Source organism: Burkholderia sp. CCA53 (assembly GCF_001685525.1).
Classification (GTDB): domain Bacteria; phylum Pseudomonadota; class Gammaproteobacteria; order Burkholderiales; family Burkholderiaceae; genus Burkholderia; species Burkholderia multivorans.
This window is the reverse complement of the sequence record NZ_BDDJ01000001.1, coordinates 557,821-581,732: the sequence shown is the minus strand read 5'-3', so window position 1 is coordinate 581,732 and position 23,912 is coordinate 557,821. Positions and strand designations below refer to the sequence as shown.

23 protein-coding genes and 2 tRNA genes are annotated in these 23,912 nt (G+C 68.2%); 9 read left to right on the top strand and 16 right to left on the bottom strand.

The window, feature by feature from the left end; genetic code table 11:
• Positions 1-58 precede the first annotated feature (58 nt).
• From BCR55_RS02675 to fdxA, 7 genes are all read right to left on the bottom strand, one after another.
• Entirely contained in the window at positions 59-397 is a 339-nt protein-coding gene (locus BCR55_RS02675; protein WP_006403031.1) for an AzlD domain-containing protein, read from the bottom strand.
• Positions 394-1,161, bottom strand: a complete 768-nt coding sequence (locus tag BCR55_RS02670; RefSeq protein ID WP_035489357.1) for an AzlC family ABC transporter permease — start codon at positions 1,159-1,161, stop codon at positions 394-396. The genes BCR55_RS02675 and BCR55_RS02670 overlap by 4 nt, the downstream gene beginning before the upstream one ends.
• A 136-nt stretch (positions 1,162-1,297) precedes the next feature.
• Positions 1,298-2,209, bottom strand: coding sequence for an AraC family transcriptional regulator (locus BCR55_RS02665; RefSeq protein ID WP_059940816.1), 912 nt, complete (start codon positions 2,207-2,209; stop codon positions 1,298-1,300).
• Between the two features lie 56 nt (positions 2,210-2,265).
• On the bottom strand, positions 2,266-2,748 hold the full coding sequence (locus BCR55_RS02660; RefSeq protein WP_006408127.1) for a CreA family protein: 483 nt from the start codon (positions 2,746-2,748) through the stop codon (positions 2,266-2,268).
• Positions 2,749-2,855: 107 nt separating this feature from the next.
• Positions 2,856-2,931: transfer RNA gene (locus BCR55_RS02655), tRNA-Asn, on the bottom strand.
• Positions 2,932-3,000: 69 nt separating this feature from the next.
• A tRNA-Asn gene (locus tag BCR55_RS02650) sits at positions 3,001-3,076 on the bottom strand.
• Between the two features lie 97 nt (positions 3,077-3,173).
• Positions 3,174-3,497 carry a ferredoxin FdxA gene (gene fdxA / locus BCR55_RS02645; protein ID WP_012213808.1) on the bottom strand — a complete coding sequence of 108 codons (324 nt, stop codon included), beginning with the start codon at positions 3,495-3,497 and terminating at the stop codon, positions 3,174-3,176.
• 252 nt (positions 3,498-3,749) lie between these two features.
• Here fdxA and pncB point away from each other — a divergent pair, with 252 nt between their 5' ends.
• The 5 genes from pncB to BCR55_RS02620 all read left to right on the top strand — a co-directional run bounded on the left by pncB (position 3,750) and on the right by BCR55_RS02620 (position 9,718).
• Positions 3,750-4,949 carry a nicotinate phosphoribosyltransferase gene (gene pncB, locus BCR55_RS02640; protein WP_006401294.1) on the top strand — a complete coding sequence of 400 codons (1,200 nt, stop codon included), beginning with the start codon at positions 3,750-3,752 and terminating at the stop codon, positions 4,947-4,949.
• A gap of 89 nt (positions 4,950-5,038) precedes the next feature.
• On the top strand, positions 5,039-5,701 hold the full coding sequence (locus tag BCR55_RS02635; protein WP_006411655.1) for a lactate utilization protein C: 663 nt from the start codon (positions 5,039-5,041) through the stop codon (positions 5,699-5,701).
• 40 nt (positions 5,702-5,741) lie between these two features.
• Positions 5,742-7,172, top strand: coding sequence for a sodium:proton antiporter (locus tag BCR55_RS02630; RefSeq protein ID WP_006411659.1), 1,431 nt, complete (start codon positions 5,742-5,744; stop codon positions 7,170-7,172).
• An 81-nt stretch (positions 7,173-7,253) separates the two neighbouring features.
• Positions 7,254-8,243, top strand: coding sequence for a D-glycerate dehydrogenase (locus tag BCR55_RS02625; RefSeq protein ID WP_006401291.1), 990 nt, complete (start codon positions 7,254-7,256; stop codon positions 8,241-8,243).
• Positions 8,240-9,718 (top strand): DNA recombination protein RmuC, encoded by a 1,479-nt coding sequence (locus tag BCR55_RS02620; protein WP_065494143.1) that lies wholly within the window; start codon positions 8,240-8,242, stop codon positions 9,716-9,718. Before BCR55_RS02625 ends, BCR55_RS02620 begins: the two co-directional genes overlap by 4 nt.
• A 118-nt stretch (positions 9,719-9,836) precedes the next feature.
• Here BCR55_RS02620 and BCR55_RS02615 read toward each other — a convergent pair whose 3' ends face one another.
• The 7 genes from BCR55_RS02615 to BCR55_RS02585 all read right to left on the bottom strand — a co-directional run bounded on the left by BCR55_RS02615 (position 9,837) and on the right by BCR55_RS02585 (position 18,527).
• Positions 9,837-10,322, bottom strand: coding sequence for a GNAT family N-acetyltransferase (locus BCR55_RS02615; protein WP_006401289.1), 486 nt, complete (start codon positions 10,320-10,322; stop codon positions 9,837-9,839).
• Positions 10,319-10,594, bottom strand: a complete 276-nt coding sequence (locus tag BCR55_RS02610; RefSeq protein WP_065494142.1) for a hypothetical protein — start codon at positions 10,592-10,594, stop codon at positions 10,319-10,321. The genes BCR55_RS02615 and BCR55_RS02610 overlap by 4 nt, the downstream gene beginning before the upstream one ends.
• A gap of 45 nt (positions 10,595-10,639) precedes the next feature.
• Positions 10,640-11,932 (bottom strand): gephyrin-like molybdotransferase Glp, encoded by a 1,293-nt coding sequence (gene glp / locus BCR55_RS02605; protein WP_065494141.1) that lies wholly within the window; start codon positions 11,930-11,932, stop codon positions 10,640-10,642.
• Positions 11,933-12,043: 111 nt separating this feature from the next.
• On the bottom strand, positions 12,044-12,664 hold the full coding sequence (gene mobA, locus BCR55_RS02600; protein WP_065494140.1) for a molybdenum cofactor guanylyltransferase MobA: 621 nt from the start codon (positions 12,662-12,664) through the stop codon (positions 12,044-12,046).
• A 20-nt stretch (positions 12,665-12,684) separates the two neighbouring features.
• On the bottom strand, positions 12,685-13,797 hold the full coding sequence (gene moaA, locus BCR55_RS02595) for a GTP 3',8-cyclase MoaA (protein WP_065494139.1): 1,113 nt from the start codon (positions 13,795-13,797) through the stop codon (positions 12,685-12,687).
• A 114-nt stretch (positions 13,798-13,911) separates the two neighbouring features.
• Positions 13,912-15,234, bottom strand: a complete 1,323-nt coding sequence (locus tag BCR55_RS02590; RefSeq protein ID WP_065494898.1) for an IS4 family transposase — start codon at positions 15,232-15,234, stop codon at positions 13,912-13,914.
• Between the two features lie 131 nt (positions 15,235-15,365).
• Entirely contained in the window at positions 15,366-18,527 is a 3,162-nt protein-coding gene (locus tag BCR55_RS02585) for an Rne/Rng family ribonuclease (protein ID WP_065494138.1), read from the bottom strand.
• 721 nt (positions 18,528-19,248) lie between these two features.
• On the opposite strand from BCR55_RS02585, the gene BCR55_RS02580 reads away from it, so the two are divergent.
• Genes BCR55_RS02580 through BCR55_RS02565 form a run of 4 tightly spaced genes read left to right on the top strand, consistent with a single transcriptional unit; the run spans position 19,249 to position 22,318 of the window.
• Positions 19,249-20,253, top strand: coding sequence for an RluA family pseudouridine synthase (locus BCR55_RS02580; protein ID WP_012467543.1), 1,005 nt, complete (start codon positions 19,249-19,251; stop codon positions 20,251-20,253).
• A gap of 5 nt (positions 20,254-20,258) precedes the next feature.
• Positions 20,259-20,918: an HAD-IA family hydrolase gene (locus BCR55_RS02575; protein ID WP_006401281.1), complete on the top strand. Its 660-nt coding sequence runs from the start codon at positions 20,259-20,261 to the stop codon at positions 20,916-20,918.
• Positions 20,915-21,313 (top strand): Rieske 2Fe-2S domain-containing protein, encoded by a 399-nt coding sequence (locus tag BCR55_RS02570; RefSeq protein ID WP_006408132.1) that lies wholly within the window; start codon positions 20,915-20,917, stop codon positions 21,311-21,313. Before BCR55_RS02575 ends, BCR55_RS02570 begins: the two co-directional genes overlap by 4 nt.
• Before the next feature lie 12 nt (positions 21,314-21,325).
• Entirely contained in the window at positions 21,326-22,318 is a 993-nt protein-coding gene (locus BCR55_RS02565; RefSeq protein WP_065494137.1) for a S49 family peptidase, read from the top strand.
• Between the two features lie 84 nt (positions 22,319-22,402).
• On the opposite strand, the gene BCR55_RS02560 is transcribed toward BCR55_RS02565, so the two are convergent.
• Together BCR55_RS02560 and BCR55_RS02555 are read right to left on the bottom strand one after the other, a co-directional pair.
• Positions 22,403-23,125 carry an SAM-dependent methyltransferase gene (locus BCR55_RS02560; RefSeq protein ID WP_006408134.1) on the bottom strand — a complete coding sequence of 241 codons (723 nt, stop codon included), beginning with the start codon at positions 23,123-23,125 and terminating at the stop codon, positions 22,403-22,405.
• Positions 23,122-23,751, bottom strand: coding sequence for a Maf-like protein (locus tag BCR55_RS02555; protein ID WP_006401277.1), 630 nt, complete (start codon positions 23,749-23,751; stop codon positions 23,122-23,124). Before BCR55_RS02555 ends, BCR55_RS02560 begins: the two co-directional genes overlap by 4 nt.
• Positions 23,752-23,912: the final 161 nt, after the last annotated feature.

The window sequence follows — 23,912 nt, the reverse complement described above, 5'->3', positions numbered from 1 at the left end:
GGCGCAAACTTGAGCGCGCGGCGTCGACTGCGCGATCGCGCGGGCCGGCGCGCGGCCGCTAGGCACCCGCCCAGTGCGGCAGCACGACGCCTTGCCAGACGAAGAACACGGCCAGGCCGACCGCGATCGTCACGAGCGGGCGGCGCGTGGTCGCCGATACGAGCACCGCGGCCAGCGCCCCGACGAGCTGCGGGTTGCGCCACGTCAGTTCGGCCGCACCGCCGTGCGGCGACACCGTCATCGGCACGATGATCGCGGTCAGCACGGTGACGGGGACGAAGGCGAGCGCCGTGCGCACGAGCGGCGGGAAGGTCAGCCGTTCGCCGAACAGGAACAGCGTCGTGCGGATCGCGTAGGTAATGACGGCCATCCCGAGGATCAGCAGCGCGTAGCTCACGATGCGGCCTCCGAGCGCGTGCCGGCCTGCGCGCGCTCGTGCCGCAGCGTCAGCAGCACGCCGATCGCGACGCCGACCGCGACAGCGCCGAGCAGCCCGAGCTTGTACGGCCATCCTTGCCAGAAATACGCGAGCGTGCCGGCCGTTGCGGCCGCCGCGAGATAGCGCAGCGTGCCGAGCTGCGGGACGACGATCGCGATGAAGGTCGCCGCCATCGCGAAGTCGAGGCCGAGCGACTGCAGGCCCGGGAACGCGGCGCCGAAGCCGATGCCGGCGAGCGTCCATATCTGCCAGTTCAGGTACATCGCGAGCCCGGAACCGAAGAAGTAGTGGGGGCCGATCGTGCCGGGCGGGAAATGCCGGTAGTGCGCGTACGCGACGGCGAACACTTCGTCGGTCATCAGCGCGCCGAGCGTCGCGCGCCAGCGCAGCGGCAGATGCGCGACGTACGGCGCGAGCGTCGCGCTATAGAGCAGATGGCGCAGGTTCACGATGAACGTCGTCGCGAGCACGACGACGAAGCTCGCGCTGCCGGCGATCAGGCCGAGCGCGATGAACTGCGCGGAGCCGGCGAAGACGGCGAGCGACATCAGCGCGCCATGCCAGGCGGCGAGCGGGCCGCCGCTGACCAGCGTGCCGAAGATCACGCCGAACGGCGCGGCGCCGATCATCATCGGGATCGTGTCGCGCGCGCCGTCGAGCCATTCGTTGAGCGGCCGGCGTGCGGCCGGGCGCGGTGTCGGGGATGCGGGCGGTGTCTCCATGTCGGCGAGAATAGCGGTCGTGCGCGCGGCCGGCTTGTACGTTCTTGCGCCGCTGCGCTCGCGCGGGCGCGCAACGGTCGTGCCCGCGGCTGCCGACCCATGCAAGCGTAGAGAGGCGATCCGGCCGGCCGCGCGTCTACCGCGCCTGCCAGCGTCCCGGCGGCACGCCGAACATCCGCTTGAAATGCCGCGTGAAGTGGCTCTGGTCGACGAAACCGCTGGCGGCCGCGACGTCGGCGACCGGCACGCCCGCGCGCAGCGGCGCGAGGGCGCGCTGCAGCCGCAGCTGGTTGCGCCACGCATGCGGCGGCATCCCGGTCGCGCGCGTGAACAGGCGCGCCGCGTGAAACGGCGACAGCCCCGCCGCCTGTGCGACCTCGTCGAGCGTGACGGTGGCGGTCAAATCGGCCGCGAGCCGCTCGCGCATCACCTCGACGCGCGGTTCGTCGGCGGCGAGCGGGGCGGGGCGCGGCCGCGTGTCCGCGTGCCGCACGATCAGCGTCGACAGCGCGTCGAGCATCGCCGTTTCCGCGGCGAGCGGATCGTAGGCGCGCGCGGCGTGGGGCGGCCGTACGTCGCTGTCCTCGCTGTAGCCGGCCCACGCGTCGCGCGCACGCGCGGTTGCCGTGCTGCCGGCTTCCATCATCCGGTGCGCGCGCGCGAGGCGCGCGGCGAGATCGGCATCGCGGATCACGTCGGGCGGGAACCACGGCGCGTTCTGCGGGCGACCGACGATCGCATCGGCGAGCGAGCGGATGAAGTCGACCGGCACGTAGCTCACGCGATAGCGCCACCCTTCGTCCGCGCCGCGCGAGCCCGTATGCACTTCGCCGGGATTGATGACGGGGATGGTGCCCGCTTCCGCGACGTAGCCGCTGCCGCGATAGGTGAAGCGCTCCGCGCCTTCGAGGATGACGGGGATCGTGTAGGCGTCGTGCCAGTGCGGCGCGAACGCATGGTCGCGATAGGTTGCGGTGACGAGATCGGCGTCCGGCAGCAGCGGCGTACGCCAGTAGCGGGCGGAGTCTCGAAGGCGGCGATCGGCCATGGTCGTGCTCGCGCGCAGCGTTCGATTCGGCGGCGGATCGAGCGCGCGCGATGCGCTTACTTGAGCGGAATCGTCGTGCCCGGCGGCACCGGCACCGCGGTGACCGCATTCTTCGGGCTGCCGCTGACGATGCGATCGCTGTAGGTCAGATACACGAGCGTATTGCGCTTCTTGTCGACGACGCGCACGACATGCAGCGTCTTGAAGATGAACGACATGCGCTCGCTGAACACGTCGGTCTGCTGCTTCAGCGGTTCCTTGAAGCTGATCGGGCCGACCTGCCGGCAGGCGATCGACGCTTCGCTCGGATCCTCGGCGATGCCGAGCGAGCCCTTGATGCCGCCCGTGCGGGCGCGCGACACGTAGCACGTGACACCGGCGACGCCCGGATCGTCGTACGCTTCGACGACCACGCGGTCGGAGCCCGTCACGCGGAAATGGGTGTTCACGCTGCCGACTTCCTCCGCATGCGCGAACGGCGCGGCGGCGCAGCAGGCGAGCAGGGTAGCGGACACGACGGAAAGGAGACGGGGCTTCATCGACTGAACCGGAGGCGAATGCGGGACAGAAACTCTAGCATGCGCTGCGGATGCGATGGCGGGGAGGAAAAACAAAAGGCCCGTCGAATGACGGGCCTTTCGCTGTCTGGCTCCCCGACCTGGGCTCGAACCAGGGACCTACGGATTAACAGTCCGGCGCTCTACCGACTGAGCTATCGGGGAATAAATCGGTTATCTGCGTTTGCGTCGCCATCGAAAAACCCGCTTGTTGCAACGGGCCTTTGGCGTTTTTGGCTCCCCGACCTGGGCTCGAACCAGGGACCTACGGATTAACAGTCCGGCGCTCTACCGACTGAGCTATCGGGGAACAAACAGCAGAGAAACGAGATTGTATGGAGTGTTGGCTAGGCTGTCAACAGTTTCGAGCGGCTGCGTACTAAAATTTTTTTGCAGCCGCCGTTCGATCAGCGCTCGAGCAGGTGCAGCTTGTCCTGCACGTCCTTCCACTCGTCCGCGTCGGCCGGTGCCGGCTTCGTCTTCGTGATCGACGGCCAGACCTTCGCGAGTTCCGCGTTCAGCGCGGTGAACTGTTGCTGGTCGCCCGGAACGTCTTCTTCGGCATAGATCGCATTGGTCGGGCACTCGGCGACGCACACGGCGCAGTCGATGCACTCGTCCGGATCGATGGCGAGAAAGTTGGGACCTTCACGGAAGCAATCCACCGGGCACACATCCACGCAATCCGTGTATTTGCACTTGATGCAGCCTTCGGTCACAACGTGAGTCATTAAAACGCTCCTGCTTGGCGGTGTCGGTATATATGGGGTGGCGTTGACGCCAAAAGCGGCATTGTAACTGATGCGCAAAACCCGCATCGCGTGCTCGGCTTTCCCGCTTATACCGTTTCGTGATTAGTTTATGGGGCGCGGCGCGCGCCGGCGGTTTCGCGATGGTCCGGCACGCATTCGGGTAACATGGCCGGCAGACCGGGCGGCGCGCGGTGCGCCGGCACTGGTCACGATACTGGCGGTGCCGTCATCATGATCATCACTTCGCTGCTCGACACGGATCTCTACAAATTCACGATGATGCAGGTCGTCCTGCATCACTTCCCGGCCGCAAGCGTCGAATACCGCTTCAAGTGCCGCACGCCCGGCGTCGACCTCGTGCCGTACATCGACGAGATTCGCGACGAGGTGCGCGGGCTGTGTGCGCTGCGCTTCACGGACGTCGAACTCGACTATCTGCGGCGGATGCGCTTCATCAAGAGCGATTTCGTCGACTTCCTCGCGCTGTTCCATCTGAACGAGAAATACATTTCGATCACGCCGTCGCCGAAGGGCAACGGCGAGATCGACATCGAGATCAAGGGGCCGTGGCTGCACACGATCCTGTTCGAGATTCCGGTGCTCGCGATCGTCAACGAAGTCTATTTCCGCAACACGCAGCGCGAGCCCGACTATCGCGAGGGCCGCGAGCGGCTGCGCGAGAAGATCAAGCTGCTCGGCGCGAAGCCCGAATTCGCCGATTGCAAGATCGCCGACTACGGCACGCGCCGGCGCTTCTCGAAGGTCTGGCACGAGGAGGTCGCGCTCACGCTGCGCGACGGGCTCGGCGCGCAGTTCGCGGGCACGAGCAACGTCTACTACGCGATGAAGCACGGGCTCACGCCGCTCGGCACGATGGCGCACGAATACCTGCAGGCGTGCCAGGCGCTCGGCCCGCGGCTGCGCGACTCGCAGACCTACGGCTTCGAGATGTGGGCGAAGGAATATCGCGGCGACCTCGGGATCGCGCTGTCGGACGTCTACGGGATGGACGCGTTCCTGAACGACTTCGACATGTACTTCTGCAAGCTGTTCGACGGTGCGCGTCACGATTCGGGCGACCCGTTCGAGTGGGGCGAGCGGATGATCCGTCATTACGACGCGAACCGCTGCGACCCGCGCACGAAGGTGCTCGTGTTCTCGGACGCGCTCGACATCCCGAAGGTGATGCAGCTGTACGAGCGATTCCGCGGCCGCTGCAAGCTCGCGTTCGGCGTCGGCACGAACCTGACCAACGATCTCGGCTACGTGCCGCTGCAGATCGTGATCAAGATGGTCCGTTGCAACGGGCAGCCGGTCGCGAAGCTGTCCGATTCGCCGGGCAAGAGCATGTGCGACGACAAGGCCTATCTTGCGTATCTGCGCCAGGTGTTCGGCATCGCGCAGCCGGCCGACGAGGACGCGGCGTCGTGAGCGCCCGCCGCACGGCCGAAGGTGCGTGCGCGAAGAGGCGGCCGGTATAATCCGGCCGGTATCGAACGCCAACGTCACGAGGACGCTTCATGGACACTTCCGCTGCCCGTCGCCACATCCTCGCGCGCATCCGTGCGGCGCAGGGCCGCGCGGCCGAGCCGGATGCGGCGGAACGCGAGGGCGTCGCCGACTACCTCGCGCGTCATCCGCAAGGGCCGCGTCCGCCGGTGCCCGACGATCTCGTCGCGGCCTTCATGCAGGAAGCGGTCGCGATGGCGACGACCGTCGACGAAGTCGGCTCGCTCGCCGACGTGCCGGCGGCCGTCGCGCGTTATCTGTCCGCGCAGCAACTGCCGATGCGCGCCATTGCCTGGCGCACGCTGGCCGATCTCGACTGGGCGGCGGCCGGGCTGTCGGTCGAATGCCGCAAGCCGGTCGACGGCGATCTCGTCGGGTTGACCGGCTGCTTTTGCGCGACGGCCGAAACGGGCTCGCTCGTGCTGCTGTCCGGCCCCGACACCTACGCCTCCGCGGGGTTGCTGCCGGAAACGCATATCGCGATCGTCCCTGCATCGCGGATCGTCGCCGGCCATGAAGACGCCTTCGCGCTGATTCGCGCCGAGCGCGGCGAATTGCCGCGCGCGGTCAACTTCGTGTCGGGTCCGTCGCGCACCGGCGACATCGAACAAACCATCGTGCTCGGCGCACACGGTCCGTATCGCGTCCATGCGATCGTCGTACGCGGCGCGTGACGCGTTCGCCGGCACCGAACAACCACAAGGAAGACTCCGCATGAAACGACATGCCGCGTGGGCGGGCATGGCGTCGGGGGCTGCGCTCGGCGCGGCGCCCGCGTTCGCTTCGGCCGCGACACTCGACGGCGCCACGCTGTCCGCACTCTGGGGCATCCCGTTCGCCGGGATCCTGCTGTCCATCGCGTTGTTCCCGCTCGTTGCACCGGCGTTCTGGCATCACCATTTCGGCAAGATCGCCGCCGCGTGGGCGGTTGTGTTCCTCGTGCCGTTCGCGTTCGCGTTCGGTGCGGGCACCGCGTTCGGCACGCTCGTGCATGCGCTGCTCGAGGAATACGTGCCGTTCATCGTGCTGTTGACCGCGCTTTACACGGTCGCCGGCGGCATCTGCGTGAACGGCAATCTGCACGGCACGCCGAAGCTCAATACCGCGATCCTCGCGCTGGGCACGCTGCTCGCGAGCGTGATGGGCACGACCGGCGCCGCGATGCTGCTGATCCGGCCGCTGCTGCGCGCCAACGACAACCGCAAGCACGTCGTGCACGTCGTGATCTTCTTCATCTTCCTCGTCGCGAATGCGGGCGGTTCGCTGTCGCCGCTCGGCGATCCGCCGCTGTTCCTCGGCTTCCTGAACGGCGTCGGCTTCTTCTGGACGACGGTGCATCTGGCGCTGCCGATGCTGTTCATCTGCGTCGTGCTGCTCGCGCTGTTCTTCGCGCTCGATACGTACTTCTACCGGAAAGGCGGCGAGGAGCGGCCGGCCGCGCTCGATCCGACGCCCGACGGCGGCGCGCTGTCGATCGACGGCAAGATCAACTTCGTGCTGCTGGCGGCCGTGGTCGGCCTCGTGCTGATGAGCGGGATCTGGAAACCGGGGATCGCGTTCGACGTATGGGGCACGCACGTCGCGCTGCAGAACCTCGTGCGCGACGTCGCGCTGATCGGCGTGACGCTCGCGTCGCTCGCGCTGACGCCGCGTTCCGCGCGCGAAGGCAACGCGTTCAACTGGGCTCCGATCGAGGAAGTCGCGAAGCTGTTCGCGGGCATCTTCGTGACGATTGCGCCGGTGATCGTGATTCTGCGCGCGGGCGCCGACGGTGCGTTCGCGCCGATCGTCCATCTCGTCACCGCACCGGACGGCAAGCCGATCGACGCGATGTATTTCTGGGCGACCGGCCTGCTGTCGTCGTTCCTCGACAACGCGCCCACCTATCTCGTGTTCTTCAACCTGGCGGGCGGCGACGCCCAGGCGCTGATGACGACCGGCGCGACGACGCTCGCGGCGATTTCCGCCGGAGCGGTGTTCATGGGCGCGAACAGCTACATCGGCAATGCGCCGAACTTCATGGTGAAGGCGATCGCGGAGTCGCGCGGCGTGAAGATGCCGAGCTTTTTCGCGTATCTCGGCTGGGCGGTCGCGATACTCGCGCCGGTGTTCCTGCTGACGTCGTGGATCTTCTTCACGGCGTAAGCTGACGATTTTCAACCTCACGCGGGCGGCTCCGGCGGCGCATGTCGCGTCGCGCGCCGTCCGCCGCATGCGGAGATGGCGATGCAGAAGATCCTCGTCGCGCGTCCGATCTTTCCGGACGTGATCGAACGGCTCAAGCAGTATTTCGACGTCGACTGGAACAACGGCGATGCACTCGCACCCGACGCGCTCGCCGCGCGGCTCGCCGACAAGGACGGCGCGCTGACGGCGGGCGATCCGGTCGGCGCATCGACGCTGGCGGCGGCGCCGCGCTTGCGCGTCGTGTCGAACATGGCGGTCGGCTACAACAACTTCGACATGGCCGCGTTCAACGCGGCGAACGTGCTCGCGACGAACACGCCCGACGTCCTGAACGAGTCGACGGCCGATTTCGGCTGGGCGCTGATGATGGCCGCCGCGCGGCGGATCGCCGAATCCGAGCACTGGCTGCGTGCCGGCCACTGGCAGAAGTGGGCCTACGACGGCTTTCTCGGCAGCGACATCTACGGGTCGACGCTCGGCGTGATCGGCATGGGCCGCATCGGCCAGGCGCTCGCGCGTCGCGCGCGCGGCTTCGGGATGCAGGTGATCTACCACAACCGGTCGCGCGTCGCGCCCGAGATCGAGGCGGAGCTCGGCGCGGAGTACGTGTCGAAGGACGCGCTGCTTGCGCGTGCCGATCACGTCGTGCTGGTGCTGCCGTATACGAAGGAAAACCACCACACGATCGGCGCGGCCGAGCTCGCGAAGATGAAGCCGACCGCGACGCTGACCAACATCGCGCGCGGCGGGATCGTAGACGACGCGGCGCTCGCGGCCGCGCTGCGCAACGGCACGATCGCGGCGGCCGGCCTCGACGTCTACGAAGGCGAGCCGAACGTGCATCCGGCGCTGCTCGAAGTGCCGAACGTCGTGCTGACGCCGCACATCGCGAGCGCAACGGAAAAGACGCGCCGCGCGATGGCGAACCTCGCGGCCGACAACCTGATCGCCGCGCTCGGCGAAGGGCCGCGTGCCGGGCAGCCGCCGAATCCGATCAACCCGGACGTGATCGGGAAGCCGCGCGCATGACGATCGCGTTGCTGGTAGCCGCGCTCGTCGTGCTGGCCGTCGCGCTGGCGGTGGCGGTCGTCGCGCTGGTGCGCGGCGGCGGCCGCCACGACGACGCGGCCGTGCTCGTCGACCAGATCGAGGATGCGGCGCACGCACAGGCGCGCGCACTGGAGCGGCTCGAACGCGAGCTGCGCGGCGAGATCGTCGAGAGCGCACGCGGCGCGCGCACCGAACTGGGCGGCAGTTTCGCGCAGTTTCAGCAGACGCTCGCGGCGCAGCTGACGAGCGTCGCGACCGTGCAGAACAACCAGATCGAAGGATTCGCGCAGCAGCTCGCGACGCTGGTCGCCGGCAACGCGCAGCAGTTCGACGCGATGCGCGACAGCATGTTGCGTCACGCGCAGCAGGCGCGCGAAGAGCAGACGGCGGCGCTCCGGGTGTTCGGCGACACGTTGCATCGGCAACTGACGCAGCTGACCGAAGCGAACGATCGACGGATCGGCGAAGTCCGCGCGACGCTCGAGCAGCGGCTCAAGGACATCGAAACCAACAACGCGGCGAAGCTCGACGAGATGCGCCGCGTCGTCGACGAGAAGCTGCACGCGACGCTCGAGCAGCGGCTCGGCGAATCGTTCAAGCTCGTGTCCGACCGGCTCGAGCAGGTGCATCGCGGCCTCGGCGAGATGCAGACGCTCGCGGCCGGCGTCGGCGATCTGAAGAAGGTGCTGACCAACGTGAAGACGCGCGGCACCTGGGGCGAAGTGCAGCTCGAGGCGCTGCTCGAACAGATGCTGACGCCCGATCAGTATGCGAAGAACGTCGCGACGGTGCCGAAGAGCGCGGAGCGCGTCGAGTTCGCGATCCGGCTGCCGGGGCGCGAAGCGGGCGTGCGCGATGCGCCGCCCGTCTGGCTGCCGATCGACGCGAAATTCCCGCGCGAGGATTACGAGCGGCTGATCGATGCGCAGGAGCGTGCGGATGCGGTTGCGGTCGAAGACGCGGCGCGCGCGCTCGAGGCCCGCGTGCGGCTCGAGGCGCGGACGATCGCGGAGAAGTACGTCGCGCCGCCGTACACGACCGATTTCGCGCTGCTGTTCCTGCCGACCGAAGGGTTGTACGCGGAGATTCTGCGTCGTCCGGGCCTGACCGATCTGTTGCAGCGCGACTATCGCGTGACGGTGGCGGGCCCGACCACGCTGACCGCGTTGCTCAACAGCCTGCAGATGGGGTTCCGCACGCTCGCGATCGAGCAGCGCTCGAGCGAAGTGTGGCAGGTGCTCGGCGCGGTGAAGACGGAGTTCGGCAAGTTCGGCGACGTGCTCGCACGCACGAAGTCGCAGCTCGAGACGGTCACGCGCTCGATCGAGGCGGCCGAGCAGCGCACGCGCGTGATGAACCGCAAGCTGAAGCAGGTCGAGGCGCTGCCCGGCGATGCGGCAGCCGGGCTGCTCGGCGCGGAAGCGGCGGACGGCGCGGACGCCGACGAGACCTGACCACGTATCGGCACACGCCGGTGCCGGTGCGGCGCCTGCCCATGAGACACGCCCGAGCCGATTTGCACCGGCTCGGGCGTATTACTTTCGGCGCTCGAATCGAACGGGCGAACGCCGCCTAGCGTGCGGCGAGCGCGTCGAGCGCATCGCCCGTCACGCGCACGATGCGCCAGTCGGGCAGCACGGTCGCGCCCATCTTCTCGTAGAAGTCGATCGCGCGCTGGTTCCAGTCGAGCACCGACCATTCGAAGCGGCCGCAGCGGCGCTCGACCGCCAGCGCCGCGAGCTGCCTGAGCATTGCGGTGCCGAGCCCGGTGCCGCGCTGCGACGGCTGCACGTAGAGATCCTCGAGATAGAGGCCGCGACGGCCGAGGAACGTCGAGTAGTTATGGAAGAACAGCGCATACGCGACGATCGCGCCGTCGCGCTCGGCGACGAGCGCTTCGGCGGCCGGATGCGCGCCGAACAGGGCATCCGCCAGATCGGCCTCGGTCGCGACGAACAGGTGCGCGAGCTTTTCGAATTCGGCGAGTTCGCGCATCAGCGCGAGGATCGCGCCGACGTCGCGCGCGTCGGCCGCGCGGATCAGCGGCGTGTCGCTCACGCTTCCTCCGGCGGGTCGGACAGCACGATCTCGATGCCGCCGAAGCGCGATGCGACCCAGTTGTACGCGTGGCACGCGATCCATAGCAGCACGAAGCCGAGGATGGCGTTCAGCAACAGCGCGCTCAGGATCGTGCTCAGTTCGACTATCCCGTAGCGCACGTACGCGACGAGGATGCCGAGCAGCACGATCGGCACGCTGAACGTCAGATAGACGAGGATCAGCGCTTTCGCGGTCTGCCCCGCGGCGATCGACGAGATTTGTTTCTTCATGTGCAGAATGCCCCCGTAGAGAGATACCGATAGTTGGATTCAGATTCAGATCAGGCTGCCGAACGGCAGGATGTCGACCGGGGCGCCCGCGTCGACTGCCGCGGCATCGTGGCCCAGGACGATGAAACAGTTGGCGGCCGCGAGGCCGCTCAGCGATGCGGAGCTCTGCGAGCCGGCCGGTGCGACGTGCCAGCGCCCGTCCGCTGCGCGCGTCGCGATGCCGCGCAGATATTCGGTGCGGCCCGCGCGCTTTTTCAGCGCTTGCGTGGTGTACGCGGTGTACATCGCCGGCGGCGGCACGCAGGCGCCCGCGAGCGTCAGCAGCGCCGCGCGCACGATGGCGTCGAAGGTGACCGCGGAGGCGACGGGATTGCCGGGCAGCCCGAAGAACAGCGCGTGGCCCGGTGCGCCGTCGCCGCGCGCGAGCGTGCCGACGGCGAGCGGCCGGCCCGGGCGCAGCGCGAGGCTCGCGAACGTGACTTCGCCGAGCCGCGCCATCACGTCGCGCGTGAAATCCGCTTCGCCGACCGACACGCCGCCCGACGTGATCACCGCGTCGGCATCGCGCGCGACCGCGTCGCGCAATGCTGCTTCGAGCGCGGCCGGATCGTCGCGGACGATGCCGAGATCGAGCACGTCGACGTGCAACTGTTCGAGCATCGCAATCAGCATCGCGCGATTGCTGTCGTAGAGCGCCCCGCGTTCGAGTGCGGCGCCCGGCTCGCGCAATTCGTCGCCGGTCGAAAACACCGCGACGCGCACGCGCCGTCGCACCGTCACGTGCGCGATGCCGAACGACGCGAGCAGGCCGATGTCGGTGGCGCGCAGGATGCGGCCTGCCGCGAGCGCGCATGCACCGCGTGCGAGATCCTCGCCGGCCTTGCGGCAGTTCGCGCCGCGCGCGATTTCGCGTGCGGCGAAGCGGATTCCGTCGTCGTCGACATGCACGCGTTCCTGCGGAATCACGGTGTCGCATCCGGCCGGCATCGGCGCACCCGTCATGATGCGTACGCATGCGCCGGCCGGCACGGCGCCGTCGAACGGATGGCCGGCGAGCGCGGCGCCGACGACGCGCATCGCGACGTCGCCGTGCGCCGACGCGCACGCACCGCCGTCGAACGCATAGCCGTCCATCGCCGAATTGTCGTACGCGGGAATGTCGAACGGTGCGCGCACGTCGGCGGCGAGCACGCGATGAAGCGCGTCGCGCAACGGCACGGATTCGCTGGCGGCGACCGGTGTCGCGAAACGGCAGGCGAGCGCCTGCGCGTCGGCGAGCGACAGCGGCAGGTCGGAATCGGGTGCGGCTCTGGGAGCGGGCGAGGGTTGCGTGATCATCGTCGGACTGCGCCGCAAGGCGTACAGGGTTCGTGGCCGGAGGCGCGAGCAGTGTGCGTGGCGCGGTCGCGAGCGGCGGGGCGGCGCGCGGGAACGGCGGCGCCGGCGCCGTCAGCGGCGGGCTAGCGCGGCGAGTTCCTGCCAGGAGTTGGCATTGTAAAACGCACGCTCGTCATGAAACTCGACTTCGGTCGTCTTGTGGCGCGCGTACCACGCACGCACCTTGCGATCGCCGGCCGCGAGCCGCGCGGCGAGATCGACGGCCAGCGACGTGCGCAGCAGCGCGAACGTCGGCTGCGGCGAGCGTGCACCTTGGGCGTCGACGCTGACCGCCATCGCGATGTCCGCATGCTGCGCATCGAGCGCCGCGTGCAGCGCCGCGACGAGATCGGCGGGCAGATACGGGGAATCGCACGGCGCACACGCGACGAGCGGCGCGCTCGCGGCGCGCATGCCGGCCAGCAGCCCGGCGAGCGGGCCGGGGAAGTCGGCCGTGTCGTCGGGCACGACGCGCGCACCGAACGGCGCGCCGAGCGTCGCGTAGCGATCGAGATGGCGATTCGCGCTGATCAGCACCTCGTCGACCTGCGGGGCGAGCCGGCGCAGCACGTGCAGCGCGAGCGGCGCATCGTCGAGCTGTTGCAGCCCCTTGTCGACGCCGTCCATGCGGGTCGCGCGGCCGCCGGCGAGCAGCAGGCCGGCGATCGGGGGGCGGGCGGAGGAAGCGGACATCGTGCAAAGCGACGGCCCGTTCAGCCGCCGATGTACGACATCTCGACGCGCTTGCGCGCGCCGTCGGTCGCGTCCGCCGCGGCGGCGCTGCCGCGCAGCTGCGAGTAGCGGTCGGTGCGTGCATGCCAGATGCGCGCGATCGCGGTCGCGATCTCGGCGTCGGTCGCGCCGCCGCGCACGAGCGCACGCAGATCGTGGCCGCTCGACGCGAACAGGCACAGATAGAGCTTGCCTTCGGTCGACAGCCGCGCGCGCGTGCAGTCGCCGCAGAACGCCTGCGTGACGCTCGAGATCACGCCGATTTCGCCGCTGCCGTCCGCGTAGCCCCAGCGCTGCGCGGTTTCGGCGGCCGTATGCGGCTCGAGCGGCACGAGCGGGAAGCGCTCGGCGATCCGCGCGACGACGTCGGCCGACGGCAGCACCTCGGTCATGTTCCAGCCGTTCGACGTGCCGACGTCCATGTATTCGATGAAGCGCAGGATCACGCCGGTGCCGCGAAAGCGCTCGGCCATCGGCAGGATCTCGGTGTCGTTCGTGCCGCGCTTCACGACCATGTTGACCTTCACGGGCGCGAGCCCTGCGGCCTGCGCGGCGAAGATGCCGTCGAGCACGTCGGCGCTCGCGAAGTCCGCGTCGTTCATCCGTTTGAACAGCGCATCGTCGAGCGCGTCGAGGCTGACCGTCACGCGCGTGAGGCCGGCGTCCTTCAGCGCGCGCGCCTTGCGTGCCAGCAGCGAGCCGTTGGTCGTCAGCGTGAGGTCGAGCGGGCGGCCGTCGCGCGTGGTCAGGCGTGCGAGCCGCTCGATCAGGAACTCGAGGTTCTTGCGCAGCAGCGGCTCGCCGCCGGTGATGCGAATCTTTTCGACGCCGTGCGCGACGAAGATCCGCGCGACGCGCTCGATCTCCTCGTGCGTGAGCAGCGCGCTGTGCGGCAGGAACGGATAGTCCTTGCCGAAGACCTCGCGTGGCATGCAGTACACGCAGCGGAAGTTGCAGCGATCCGTCACCGAGATGCGCAGGTCGCGCAGCGGCCGGCCGAACGTGTCGGCGAGCGTGCCGTCCGGCGCGTGCGGCACGCCGGAAACGTCCGGCACGCCGCTGACGTCGGCGAGAGGAATGATGCGTCGGGACATGTTGAAAGATAGGCGAACCAAGCCTGTATTTTAGCCGTAAGCCGCGCGCCGGGCCGCGTGAGCGGAAACCCGTAGCGCGGATGTGAAAAAGCCCGCCGGCGGGCGTAATGCCGTTCAGTTAAGGTTCTTTCTGAGGAACCGGACGGCATAACGAGCAGGACGGGACTTGACGGCCCGATCGCATTTGCGATCAGGCCGTTTTACATTGATGAGCAGCTTGAGGTGTTCGCGAAGTCGCTTGAGCACGGCGGGCAGCTTGGCGAAGGCAGGCGTGCGTGCAGCCCACATCATCTCGTGCTGGATGAGATGGAACGAGCGAACGAAGCTCAGTTCGGTCGGTTCGCACTTGGCCTCGAAGGCGGCGCAAGCCATTTCGCGGCGAATCAGGTTGTAAGCGATCAGCGCACCCCAGATCTCTTGGTAGATGCCGTCGACGGTTCGGCTACGTAGGGTCAGTTCGCTACCGAGCATGGACTGCTTCAGTTCGCGATAGCTGGTCTCGATCTGCCAGCGCCGCTCGTAGCAAGCAACCAGATCGGCCAACTTGAAGCGGCGCCGATCGGTCAACGACGTCAGTAGTACACGTTCCCGCCCCTGTGCATCTTGAATGCGCACTGCACGCGCCGTCCACCACTCCGGCAGATCGGGGCATTTCTGCCGAGCCTGAGGCGAGACGCGCATGCGCACCAATGCATCGTCCGGTTTGCCCGACAGTACCTCCCAACGCGTATTGGACTTTGCCGGAATCAGGAAGTGGCGATTGCGTTCGCCCGAGCTCAGGCCGCACAGGATCTCGGCTGCCAGGAAGCCTTTGTCGAAGACCGTGAGCGAATGGTCGGGAATCTGCGCCAGCAGATTCTTGGCGTAGATCATCTCGTTGGTGTCGTAGCGGCCAAACGCAATGTTTGCTACCAGATGCGTCGGGATCGAGGTCAGCGTGACGGCCCGCACCTGCGGGTAGCTGGCCACCTTGCCGCTCGCGTAGCTTTGGGACCCGAAATGCTCCCGATTCGCGGCACTGTCCGGCGTGCGTAGCGTGGTGCCATCCATGGCCCACAAGCTAAGCCCTTTGAAGGCATGGCGCGCACCATCCTGCTTGCACCATGCTTGCGCGGTTTGCTCGAACAGCCAAGCTATCGGGGCGTGGCCTAAGCGCTGCCGGGCCTGGGTGACGGCGCTCTTGCTGACGAACGTGGTCTCGTTGGGCAGCACCAGTTCCAGACTGTCCACCACTTCGCTGACTGACCAATGACGATAGATCGCCAGCGCGATCACCAGCCAGACCACCTGTTCAGCCGGCAAGCGACGGCGACGAATGCTCGCCGTGCCTGTCGCTTCGATGGCCTGTTCGATCCATGCATGGGGAAGATGCTCCGCCAACCGGCTCAGGTCGGTAGGTTCGGCATCGAGCATGAAGGTCAGGTGGTCGGTCAGCATCGCGCCAAAAGTTAACATCTCAGAGCAGCGTTTACAACCACTCCTTCCCCAAAACAAAAATGCCGTTCAGTTGCTTAACTGAACGGCATTACGCCGGCGGGCGGGCTTTTCCGGGACGGATGATGCGCCGCTTAGCGGTGCGTCGTCTCGACCTGCTGCATCGGCGTCGTGTCGACCGGCGGCAGCGGCTTGCGCTCGCGCGGCGTGCGGACCGGGCGCGGCAGACGCGATGCGGCTTCCTGCGCCGCACGCAGCTTCTCCGCGTCGGTATTCACCCACACGAGGCCCGCCTGCTGCAGCACGGCTTCCAGGCTCGCCGAAGCGGGCGCGGCGGACGGCTGGGCGACGGCAGGTGCCGAAGCGGCAGCCGGTGCAGGAGCCGCGACCGGTTCGACCGGTGCTGCTTCGACCGGCGCCGGTGCCGCCGGTGCGGCCGATACTGCCGGTGCCGCCACGGCCGGCGCTGCCTCGGCAACGACCGCCGTGTCGGCCGGCTGCACGTCGACGGCAACCGGCGCTTCCACGTCGGCAGGCACTTCGAACGCGTCGGTCGGCGAAACGGCGAGCGCAACGGGGCCTGCTTCGACGTCCGCGGCCGGTGCGACGACCGGGGCCGCTGCCGTAGCGGGTGCGGCGGCGACGACCGGTTCGGCGACGGCGACGGAGTCACTGTCGGCATGTGCCGGAGCCGACGGCGTATCGACCGCGACCGATTCGGCACGCTGTTCGACGACCGTCTCGGCGACGATCACACCGGCCGCAGCGGCTGCCGCGACGGTAGCCGGCGCGTTCGCGTGGGCCGGCTCGGCGGCCGCCGGCGCTTCGTGCGCCGCCGGCTGCGCGGCGGCTTCGCCGTCGAGGCCCGCTTCGGCCTGATCGACCACTGCGCCTTCCTCGTCACGCTCGCGACGACCGCCGCGACGCCCGCGGCGGCGGCGGCGGCGCTCTTCGCCGTCACGCGCGCCGGCTTCGGCATCCGCTGCGACGTCCGCGCCCGGCAGGGCGGCGGCGGCCGCCTTGTCGGCGTCTTGTTCCGGATGGCTTTCGCCGCGGTTCACGGTTTCCAGCGTCGCCGCATGCTGCGGTTTGCGGCGTTCGCCGCGCTCGCGACGCTCGCCGCGTTCCTGGCGCTCGCCGCGGGCGGACTCGACGGCCTCCGGCTGCTCGGCGCGCTCGCGCGGTTCACGGGCTTCACGCGGCTCGCGGTTCTCGCGCGGTTCGCGTGCTTCGCGCGGTGCGCGGCCTTCGCGACCCTCACGGCCTTCGCGAGCTTCGCGGTTCTCGCGACCTTCACGACCCTCGCGACCCTCGCGACCTTCACGCGGCTCGCGCGCTTCCTTGCCTTCGCGTTCCTGACGTTGCGCCTGGCCGCGGCCAGCAGCCGCCTGGTCGCGACCGCCTGGCGCCTGCTGCCCGTTGCCGCCGCGACGATTGCGGTTGCGATCGCCGCCGCGTTCGCCGCGCTGCTCGGTCTTCTCGGTGCGTTCGCGGGCCGGACGGGCCGCCTGTTCCTTCGCCGGTGCCGGTGCGACCGGCGCGGGCGCCGGAGCGGCCGACATGCCGAACAGGCCCTTCAGCCAGCCGATGAAGCCGCCGCTCGGCTGCGCGACCGGCGCGGGGGCCGGTGCCGCTGTCGGCTCGACCGGACGCTGCGGCGCCGCGCTCGGTGCCGGACGCTCGGGCGTGATGCCCTTGACCGCCGCTTCCTGCTTCGGCTTCACGTCGGCCGCGCGCTTGCTGTAGCCGGTTTCCGACTCCAGTTCGCGCGCCGCTTCCTCGGCCATCTTCCACGAGGCACGCGGATCGTCGAGGCGTGCGTCATCGTGACGCAGGCGTTCGAGCTTGTAGTGCGGCGTGTCGAGGTGCTTGTTCGGGATCAGCACGATGCCGACCTTGAAGCGCGACTCGATCTTGTTGATTTCCTGACGCTTTTCGTTGAGCAGGAAGGCGGTCACTTCGACCGGCACCTGGCAGTGGATCGCCGCGGTGTTTTCCTTCATCGCTTCTTCCTGAATGATCCGCAGCACTTGCAGCGCGGACGATTCGGTGTCGCGGATGTGGCCCGTGCCGTTGCAGCGCGGGCAGGTCACGTGGCTGCCTTCCGACAGCGCCGGACGCAGACGCTGGCGCGACAGCTCCATCAGGCCGAAGCGCGAGATCTTGCCCATCTGGACGCGCGCGCGGTCATGCTTGAGCGCGTCCTTCAGGCGCTGCTCGACTTCGCGCTGGCTCTTCGCCGACTCCATGTCGATGAAGTCGATCACGATCAGGCCGCCGAGGTCGCGCAGGCGCAGCTGGCGGGCGACTTCGTCGGCCGCTTCGAGGTTCGTGCGGGTCGCCGTTTCCTCGATGTCGGCGCCCTTGGTGGCGCGCGCCGAGTTCACGTCGATCGCGACGAGCGCTTCGGTGTGATCGATCACGATCGCGCCGCCCGACGGCAGCGGCACCGTGCGCGAGTAGGCCGTTTCGATCTGGTGCTCGATCTGGAAGCGCGAGAACAGCGGCACGTCGTCGTGGTAGCGCTTCACCTTCGACACGTTGTCCGGCATCACGATGTCCATGAATGCGCGGGCCTGATCGTAGATCTCGGTCGTGTCGATCAGGATTTCGCCGATGTCGGGCTGGAAATAGTCCCGGATCGCGCGGATCACGAGGCTCGATTCCAGATAGATCAGCATCGGCTGGCCGGGATTGCCGCTTTGCGATGCGGCTTCGATCGCGCGCCAGAGCTGCAGCAGATAGTTCAGGTCCCACTGCAGCTCCTCGGCGCTGCGGCCGATTCCCGCGGTGCGGGCGATCATGCTCATGCCGTCCGGAATCTGCAGCTGCGCCATCGTTTCGCGCAGTTCCTGACGCTCGTCGCCCTCGATCCGGCGCGACACGCCGCCGCCGCGCGGGTTGTTCGGCATCAGCACGAGGTAGCGGCCGGCGAGCGAGATGAACGTGGTGAGGGCGGCGCCCTTGTTGCCGCGCTCTTCCTTTTCGACCTGAACGATCAGTTCCTGGCCTTCGCGCAGGGCGTCCTGGATGCGCGCGGAGCGCATGTCGACGCCGTCCTTGAAGTACTGGCGGGCGACTTCCTTGAACGGCAGGAAGCCGTGACGGTCTTCGCCGTAGTTGACGAAGCACGCTTCGAGCGACGGCTCGATGCGCGTGACGACACCCTTGTAGATATTGCCTTTGCGCTGTTCGCGCCCGGCTGTCTCGATGTCGATGTCGATGAGCTTTTGCCCATCGACGATGGCGACGCGCAGCTCCTCCTGCTGCGTCGCATTGAACAGCATGCGTTTCATGAACGACTCCAGGCGGCTCTGCAGGCGGCGCCTCGCGGTTGTCAGGCGCGAGGGCGGACACGACGGCAGGCCGCACCTTGTTGTGTTGTCACAAGCACGCTGGAGCGGGAACGATGGCGGGGAGAATTGCCTGAAGAGGCGCTTGGACCCGAACGACGGGCCGGCGGCCATAGGGCACCTGCGAACACGGCTTCAAAGCACGGCGTCCACACACCGCACGCTGCGAAAGCGCGCTAAGCCTGAGACCGGCATTGCCACGGGCGCGCGCAATGCGTCGCGCGCGCCGACGGGCGGCAGATGCTGCGGCTTGGGCCGCAGCGGGGAGTATCGAATCCAGCCCGACTTTCCCGCTTGGGGTGTACTTCCTTGGTTTGACGTCGCCAAGCCCCGCACGCTTCGCGGGGCCAAATCGGGCGCAACGCCGTAATTTTCGCAACCGGCAGCCCGTGCGGACACATGTCGCGCCGCCGCGCTGCCAATCAAATTCTTTTCAACCAACTTTCCGTTACCGCGGCGCCTTGCCGACCGAATCCGCCTGTGGGCGCGATCCTTGCCGACGGTCGGCGCCGTGCGTGCAACTTGCTGCTTCTCTTTGATAAGGGGCGAGCAGCGGACCCCCGGCGCAAGTAAAATGACGGTTTGCGCTTGCGCCTTGCCCGGTTGGGCCGGGTCGGCCGATCAGGCCGCCCGCAACGTCAGGCTGGGCAAAATTATATTCAGTATGAATGAGTTAGGCAAAATATCCCAGAATTCGGTCGCAAGCGGTCAGGTCTCCATGATCCAGATCGACGAAAGTGCAGCCGGTCAGCGGATCGACAATTTCCTGTTGCGCGTCTGCAAGGGCGTGCCGAAAAGCCATATTTACCGGATCCTGCGCAGCGGCGAAGTGCGCGTGAACAAGGGGCGCGTCGATGCGCAGTACCGGCTCGCGTTCGGCGACGTCGTGCGCGTGCCGCCCGTGCGCGTGGCCGCGGCCGACCTCGCGCGCGCCGACGCGCCCATCGTGCCGCCCGCGCAGTTCGACGTGCTGTTCGAAGACGACGCGATGCTCGTGATCGACAAGCCGGCCGGCGTCGCCGTGCACGGCGGCAGCGGTGTCGCGTTCGGCGTGATCGAGCAGCTCCGGCAGGCGCGCCCGCGCGCGAAATTCCTCGAACTCGTGCACCGGCTCGACCGCGAGACGTCCGGCGTGCTGATGCTCGCGAAAAAGCGTACCGCACTCGTCGCGCTGCACGAGCAGATCCGCGAAAACCGCATCGACAAGCGCTATTTCGCCTGCGTGCACGGCGAATGGCAGGCCGACTGGGGCCGTCGCCGCGCGGTCAAGGCGCCGCTGTTCAAGTACACGACGGCGGACGGCGAGCGCCGCGTGCGCGTGCAGGACGACGGACTCGCGTCGCACACCGTATTCAATCTCGTCGAGCGCTGGCCCGACTATGCGCTCGTCGAAGCGGAACTCAAAACGGGTCGGACCCATCAGATTCGCGTGCACCTCGCGCATCTCGGTCTGCCGATCGTCGGCGACGCGAAGTATGGCGATTTCGCACTGAACAAGGCGCTGGCGCGCGCCAATGCGCAACCGTCGCTGAAACGGATGTTCCTGCACGCGCATCGGCTGCGGCTCGCGCATCCGCTGAGCGGCGACGCGCTGCAGTTCGACGCGCCGCTGCCGGCCGAATGCCGGCACTTTCTCGATCAACTGAGCGCACTGCGCGATACCGCCTGAACCGCATGCCCCGACAGCAATTTGATCTGATCGTCTTCGACTGGGACGGCACGCTGATGGATTCGACCGCGCACATCGCGCACAGCATCCAGGCCGCATGCCGCGATCTCGGTCTGCCGAAACCGTCCGACGAATCCGCGCGCTACGTGATCGGGCTCGGGCTGCGCGACGCGCTGCGCATCACGGCGCCGACGCTCGATCCGTCCGATTATCCGCGGCTCGCCGAGCGCTACCGCTATCACTATCTGCTCGACGATCAGCGCATCGAGCTGTTCGCCGGCGTGCGGGAACTGCTCGCGGAACTGCGCGACCTCGGCTACCTGCTCGCGGTCGCGACCGGCAAGGGCCGCGTCGGGCTGAATCGCGTGCTCGACCAGTCGAAGCTGACGAGCCTGTTCGACGCGACGCGCTGCGCGGACGAAACGTTCTCGAAGCCGCATCCGGCCATGCTGCACGAGCTGTCCCGCGAACTGGGGCAGGATCTGGCGCGCACCGTGATGATCGGCGACACGACCCACGACCTGCAGATGGCCGCGAGCGCCGGGGCGGCCGGCGTCGGCGTCGCGTACGGCGCGCATACGGCCGACGCGCTGGCCGCGCTCGCGCCGCGCTTCGTCGCGCCCGACGTCAACGCGCTGGCCGAATGGCTCAGGGAGCACGCATGAGCGCGGCGCCCGCTACGGACGCGGTGCGCGTCTGCGCGTCGGACGCGCTGGTCGACGGCGGCGCTGGCGTGCGCGTCGACGCGACGCTGCGCGGCGAGCAGGCGGTCGTGTTCTTCGTGCGCTACGACGGCCGCGCCTACGGCTATCTGAATCGCTGCGCGCACGTGCCGATGGAGCTCGACTGGGCCGAGGGCCAGTTCTTCGAATCGTCGGGGCTCTATCTGATGTGCGCGACGCACGGCGCGATTTATGCGCCCGACACGGGGCAGTGCGTCGGCGGCCCGTGCCGCGGCGGGCGGCTGCGGCCGGTCGAAGTCGACGAGCGCGACACGCCCGACGGGCGTGCGGTATTCTGGCTTCCCGACGCGGACCTGCGTCCCGCCACGCAAGACTGACGACAATCCTGCATGACCGATCAACCGAATTTCCCCGAATCCTCGTCCCGCCCCGACAATCGCGAGCCGAACTGGGAGCGCGCCGCGCTCGAGCGGATCGCGCTCGCGGCCGTCAAAGAGCAGCGCGCGGCACGGCGCTGGAAGATCTTCTTCCGCTTCGCGTTTCTCGCGGTGTTCCTGCTGTTCGCATTCGCGCTGATCGACTTCTCGAGCGACGCGAAATTCGCGTCGGGCGGGCGGCACACGGCGCTCGTGACGATCGACGGCGAAATCGCGGCCGGCACCAATGCGAACGCCGAGGACATCAACACCGCGCTCGACGCCGCATTCGAGGACGACGGCACGGCCGGCGTCGTGCTGCGGATCAACAGCCCGGGCGGCAGCCCCGTGCAGGCCGGGATGGTTTACGACGAGATCCGGCGCCTGCGCGGCAAGTATCCGGACAAGCCGCTGTACGTGGTCGTGACCGACATGTGCGCGTCGGGCGGCTATTACATCGCGTCCGCGGCCGACAAGATCTTCGTCGACAAGGCGAGCATCGTCGGGTCGATCGGCGTGCTGATGGACGGCTTCGGCTTCACCGGGCTGATGGGCAAGCTCGGCGTCGAGCGCCGGCTGCATACGTCGGGCGAAAACAAGGGCTTTTACGATCCGTTCTCGCCGGAAACGCCGAAGATGGACGCGCATGCGCAGGAACTGCTCGATCAGGTCCACGCGCAGTTCATCAAGGCGGTGAAGGACGGCCGCGGCAAGCGGCTGCACGAAACGCCCGACATGTTCTCCGGGCTGTTCTGGACCGGCGAGAAGAGCGTCGAGCTGGGTCTCGCCGACGGCTACGGCACGACCGACTCCGTCGCACGCGAGGTCATCAAGGCACCGGATCTCGTCGACTATACGGTCAAGGAAAGCCTGACGAACCGCGTCGCACGCAAGTTCGGCGCGGCCGTCGGCGGCGCCGCGATGAAGGCGTTGACGGCCGCCGGCGCGTCGGTTCAGTTGCGCTGACGGGCGGGGCGGCGCCGCGCGGCGGCGGCCGGCGGATTCGGCGATCGGGCCCCGGCGCCGCATGCCGCGGCGCGGAGTCCCGCCTCAGTGCGCGAGCAGCAGGAAAATCGCAGGGCGCTTGTGCAGATTCGGCGCAGGCGCCTTTTTCCAGTCGGCCGCCGTGCGCGTCGCGATCGTCTCGGTCGCGAGCGTCAGATCGGCCGCGACGCAGATCTGCGTCGACGGCGCGCACGTCGCGACGAGCGTGTCGAGCATCGCCTGGTTCCGGTACGGCGTCTCGATGAAGATCTGCGTCTGGCGCGCCTTGCGCGAGACCTGCTCGAGTTCGCGCAGTCGCTTGGCACGCGCGGCCGCGTCGACCGGCAGATAGCCGTTGAACGCGAAACTCTGGCCGTTCAGCCCCGACGCCATCAGTGCGAGCAGAATCGAGCTCGGCCCGACGAGCGGCACGACCTTCACGCCGCGTTCGTGCGCGCGTCGCACGAGCAACGCGCCCGGGTCGGCGACGGCCGGACAGCCGGCTTCCGAGACGAGCCCCGCGTCCGTGCCGGCCAGTACCGGCGCGAGCAGCCGGTCGACCTCGCCGGCCGGCGTATTGACGTTCAGTTCGCGGATCTCGATGTCCTGGATCGGCCGCGACGTGCCGATCTTCTTCAGGAACGCGCGCGTCGTCTTCGCGTTTTCGCCGATGTAGTAGCCGAGCGTGCCGGCGCGCGCCTGCACGGCGGCAGGCAGCACGGCGGCGAGCATCGACGCGTCGCCTTCGCCGAGCGTATTGGGGACGAGATATAGCGTGCCGGCCGTCATGCGCGTGCTCCTTGCGCTGCGAACAGCGGATAGCCGACGGCGCGCAGCATCCGCGTCAGCGCGATCAGCGGCAGGCCGACGAGCGCGGTCGGATCGTCCGAATCGATCGCATCGAGCAGCGCGATGCCGAGCCCTTCGGATTTCGCGCTGCCGGCCACGTCGTACGGCGTTTCGGCGCGCAGATAGGCGTCGAGCTCGGCTTCGGGCAGCGAGCGGAAGCGCACGCGCGTCACGACGTCCTCGGTCTGCACTTCGCCGGTGCGGCTGTCGTAGAGGCTCAGCGCGCTGTGGAATTCGACTTCGCGTCCCTGCATCGACACGAGCTGCGCGAGCGCGCGTTCATGCGTGCCGGGCTTGCCGATCTGCAGCCCGTCGAAGGTGGCGACCTGGTCCGACCCGATCACGAGCACGCCGTCGGGCGCGTCGATCGTCGCGGCCACCGCGCGCGCTTTCGCGGCCGCAAGGCGCAGCGCGGTCGCAGCGGGCGTTTCGCCGGCGAGCGGCGTTTCGTCGAGGTCGGGCGACACGACGTCGAACGGTACGGCGAGGCGCTCGAGCAGCGCGCGGCGGTAGCGGGAACTGGAGGCGAGAATCAGCCGCGGCGGGCGGCAAACGGTATCCGGCATGGTCGATGGAATCGGTGAGTCGTCGGGGCTTGCGCGACGTTGCGCGGACGCAAGCTTAAGTGATTGACTGAAAAAGGTAAAACAGGTATGCTTTCCCGCTTTTCATCGGCAGGCTCCCGTTCAGGTGCCGGCCGGGTCTTCGGAAGTACGCGGCGCCAAGC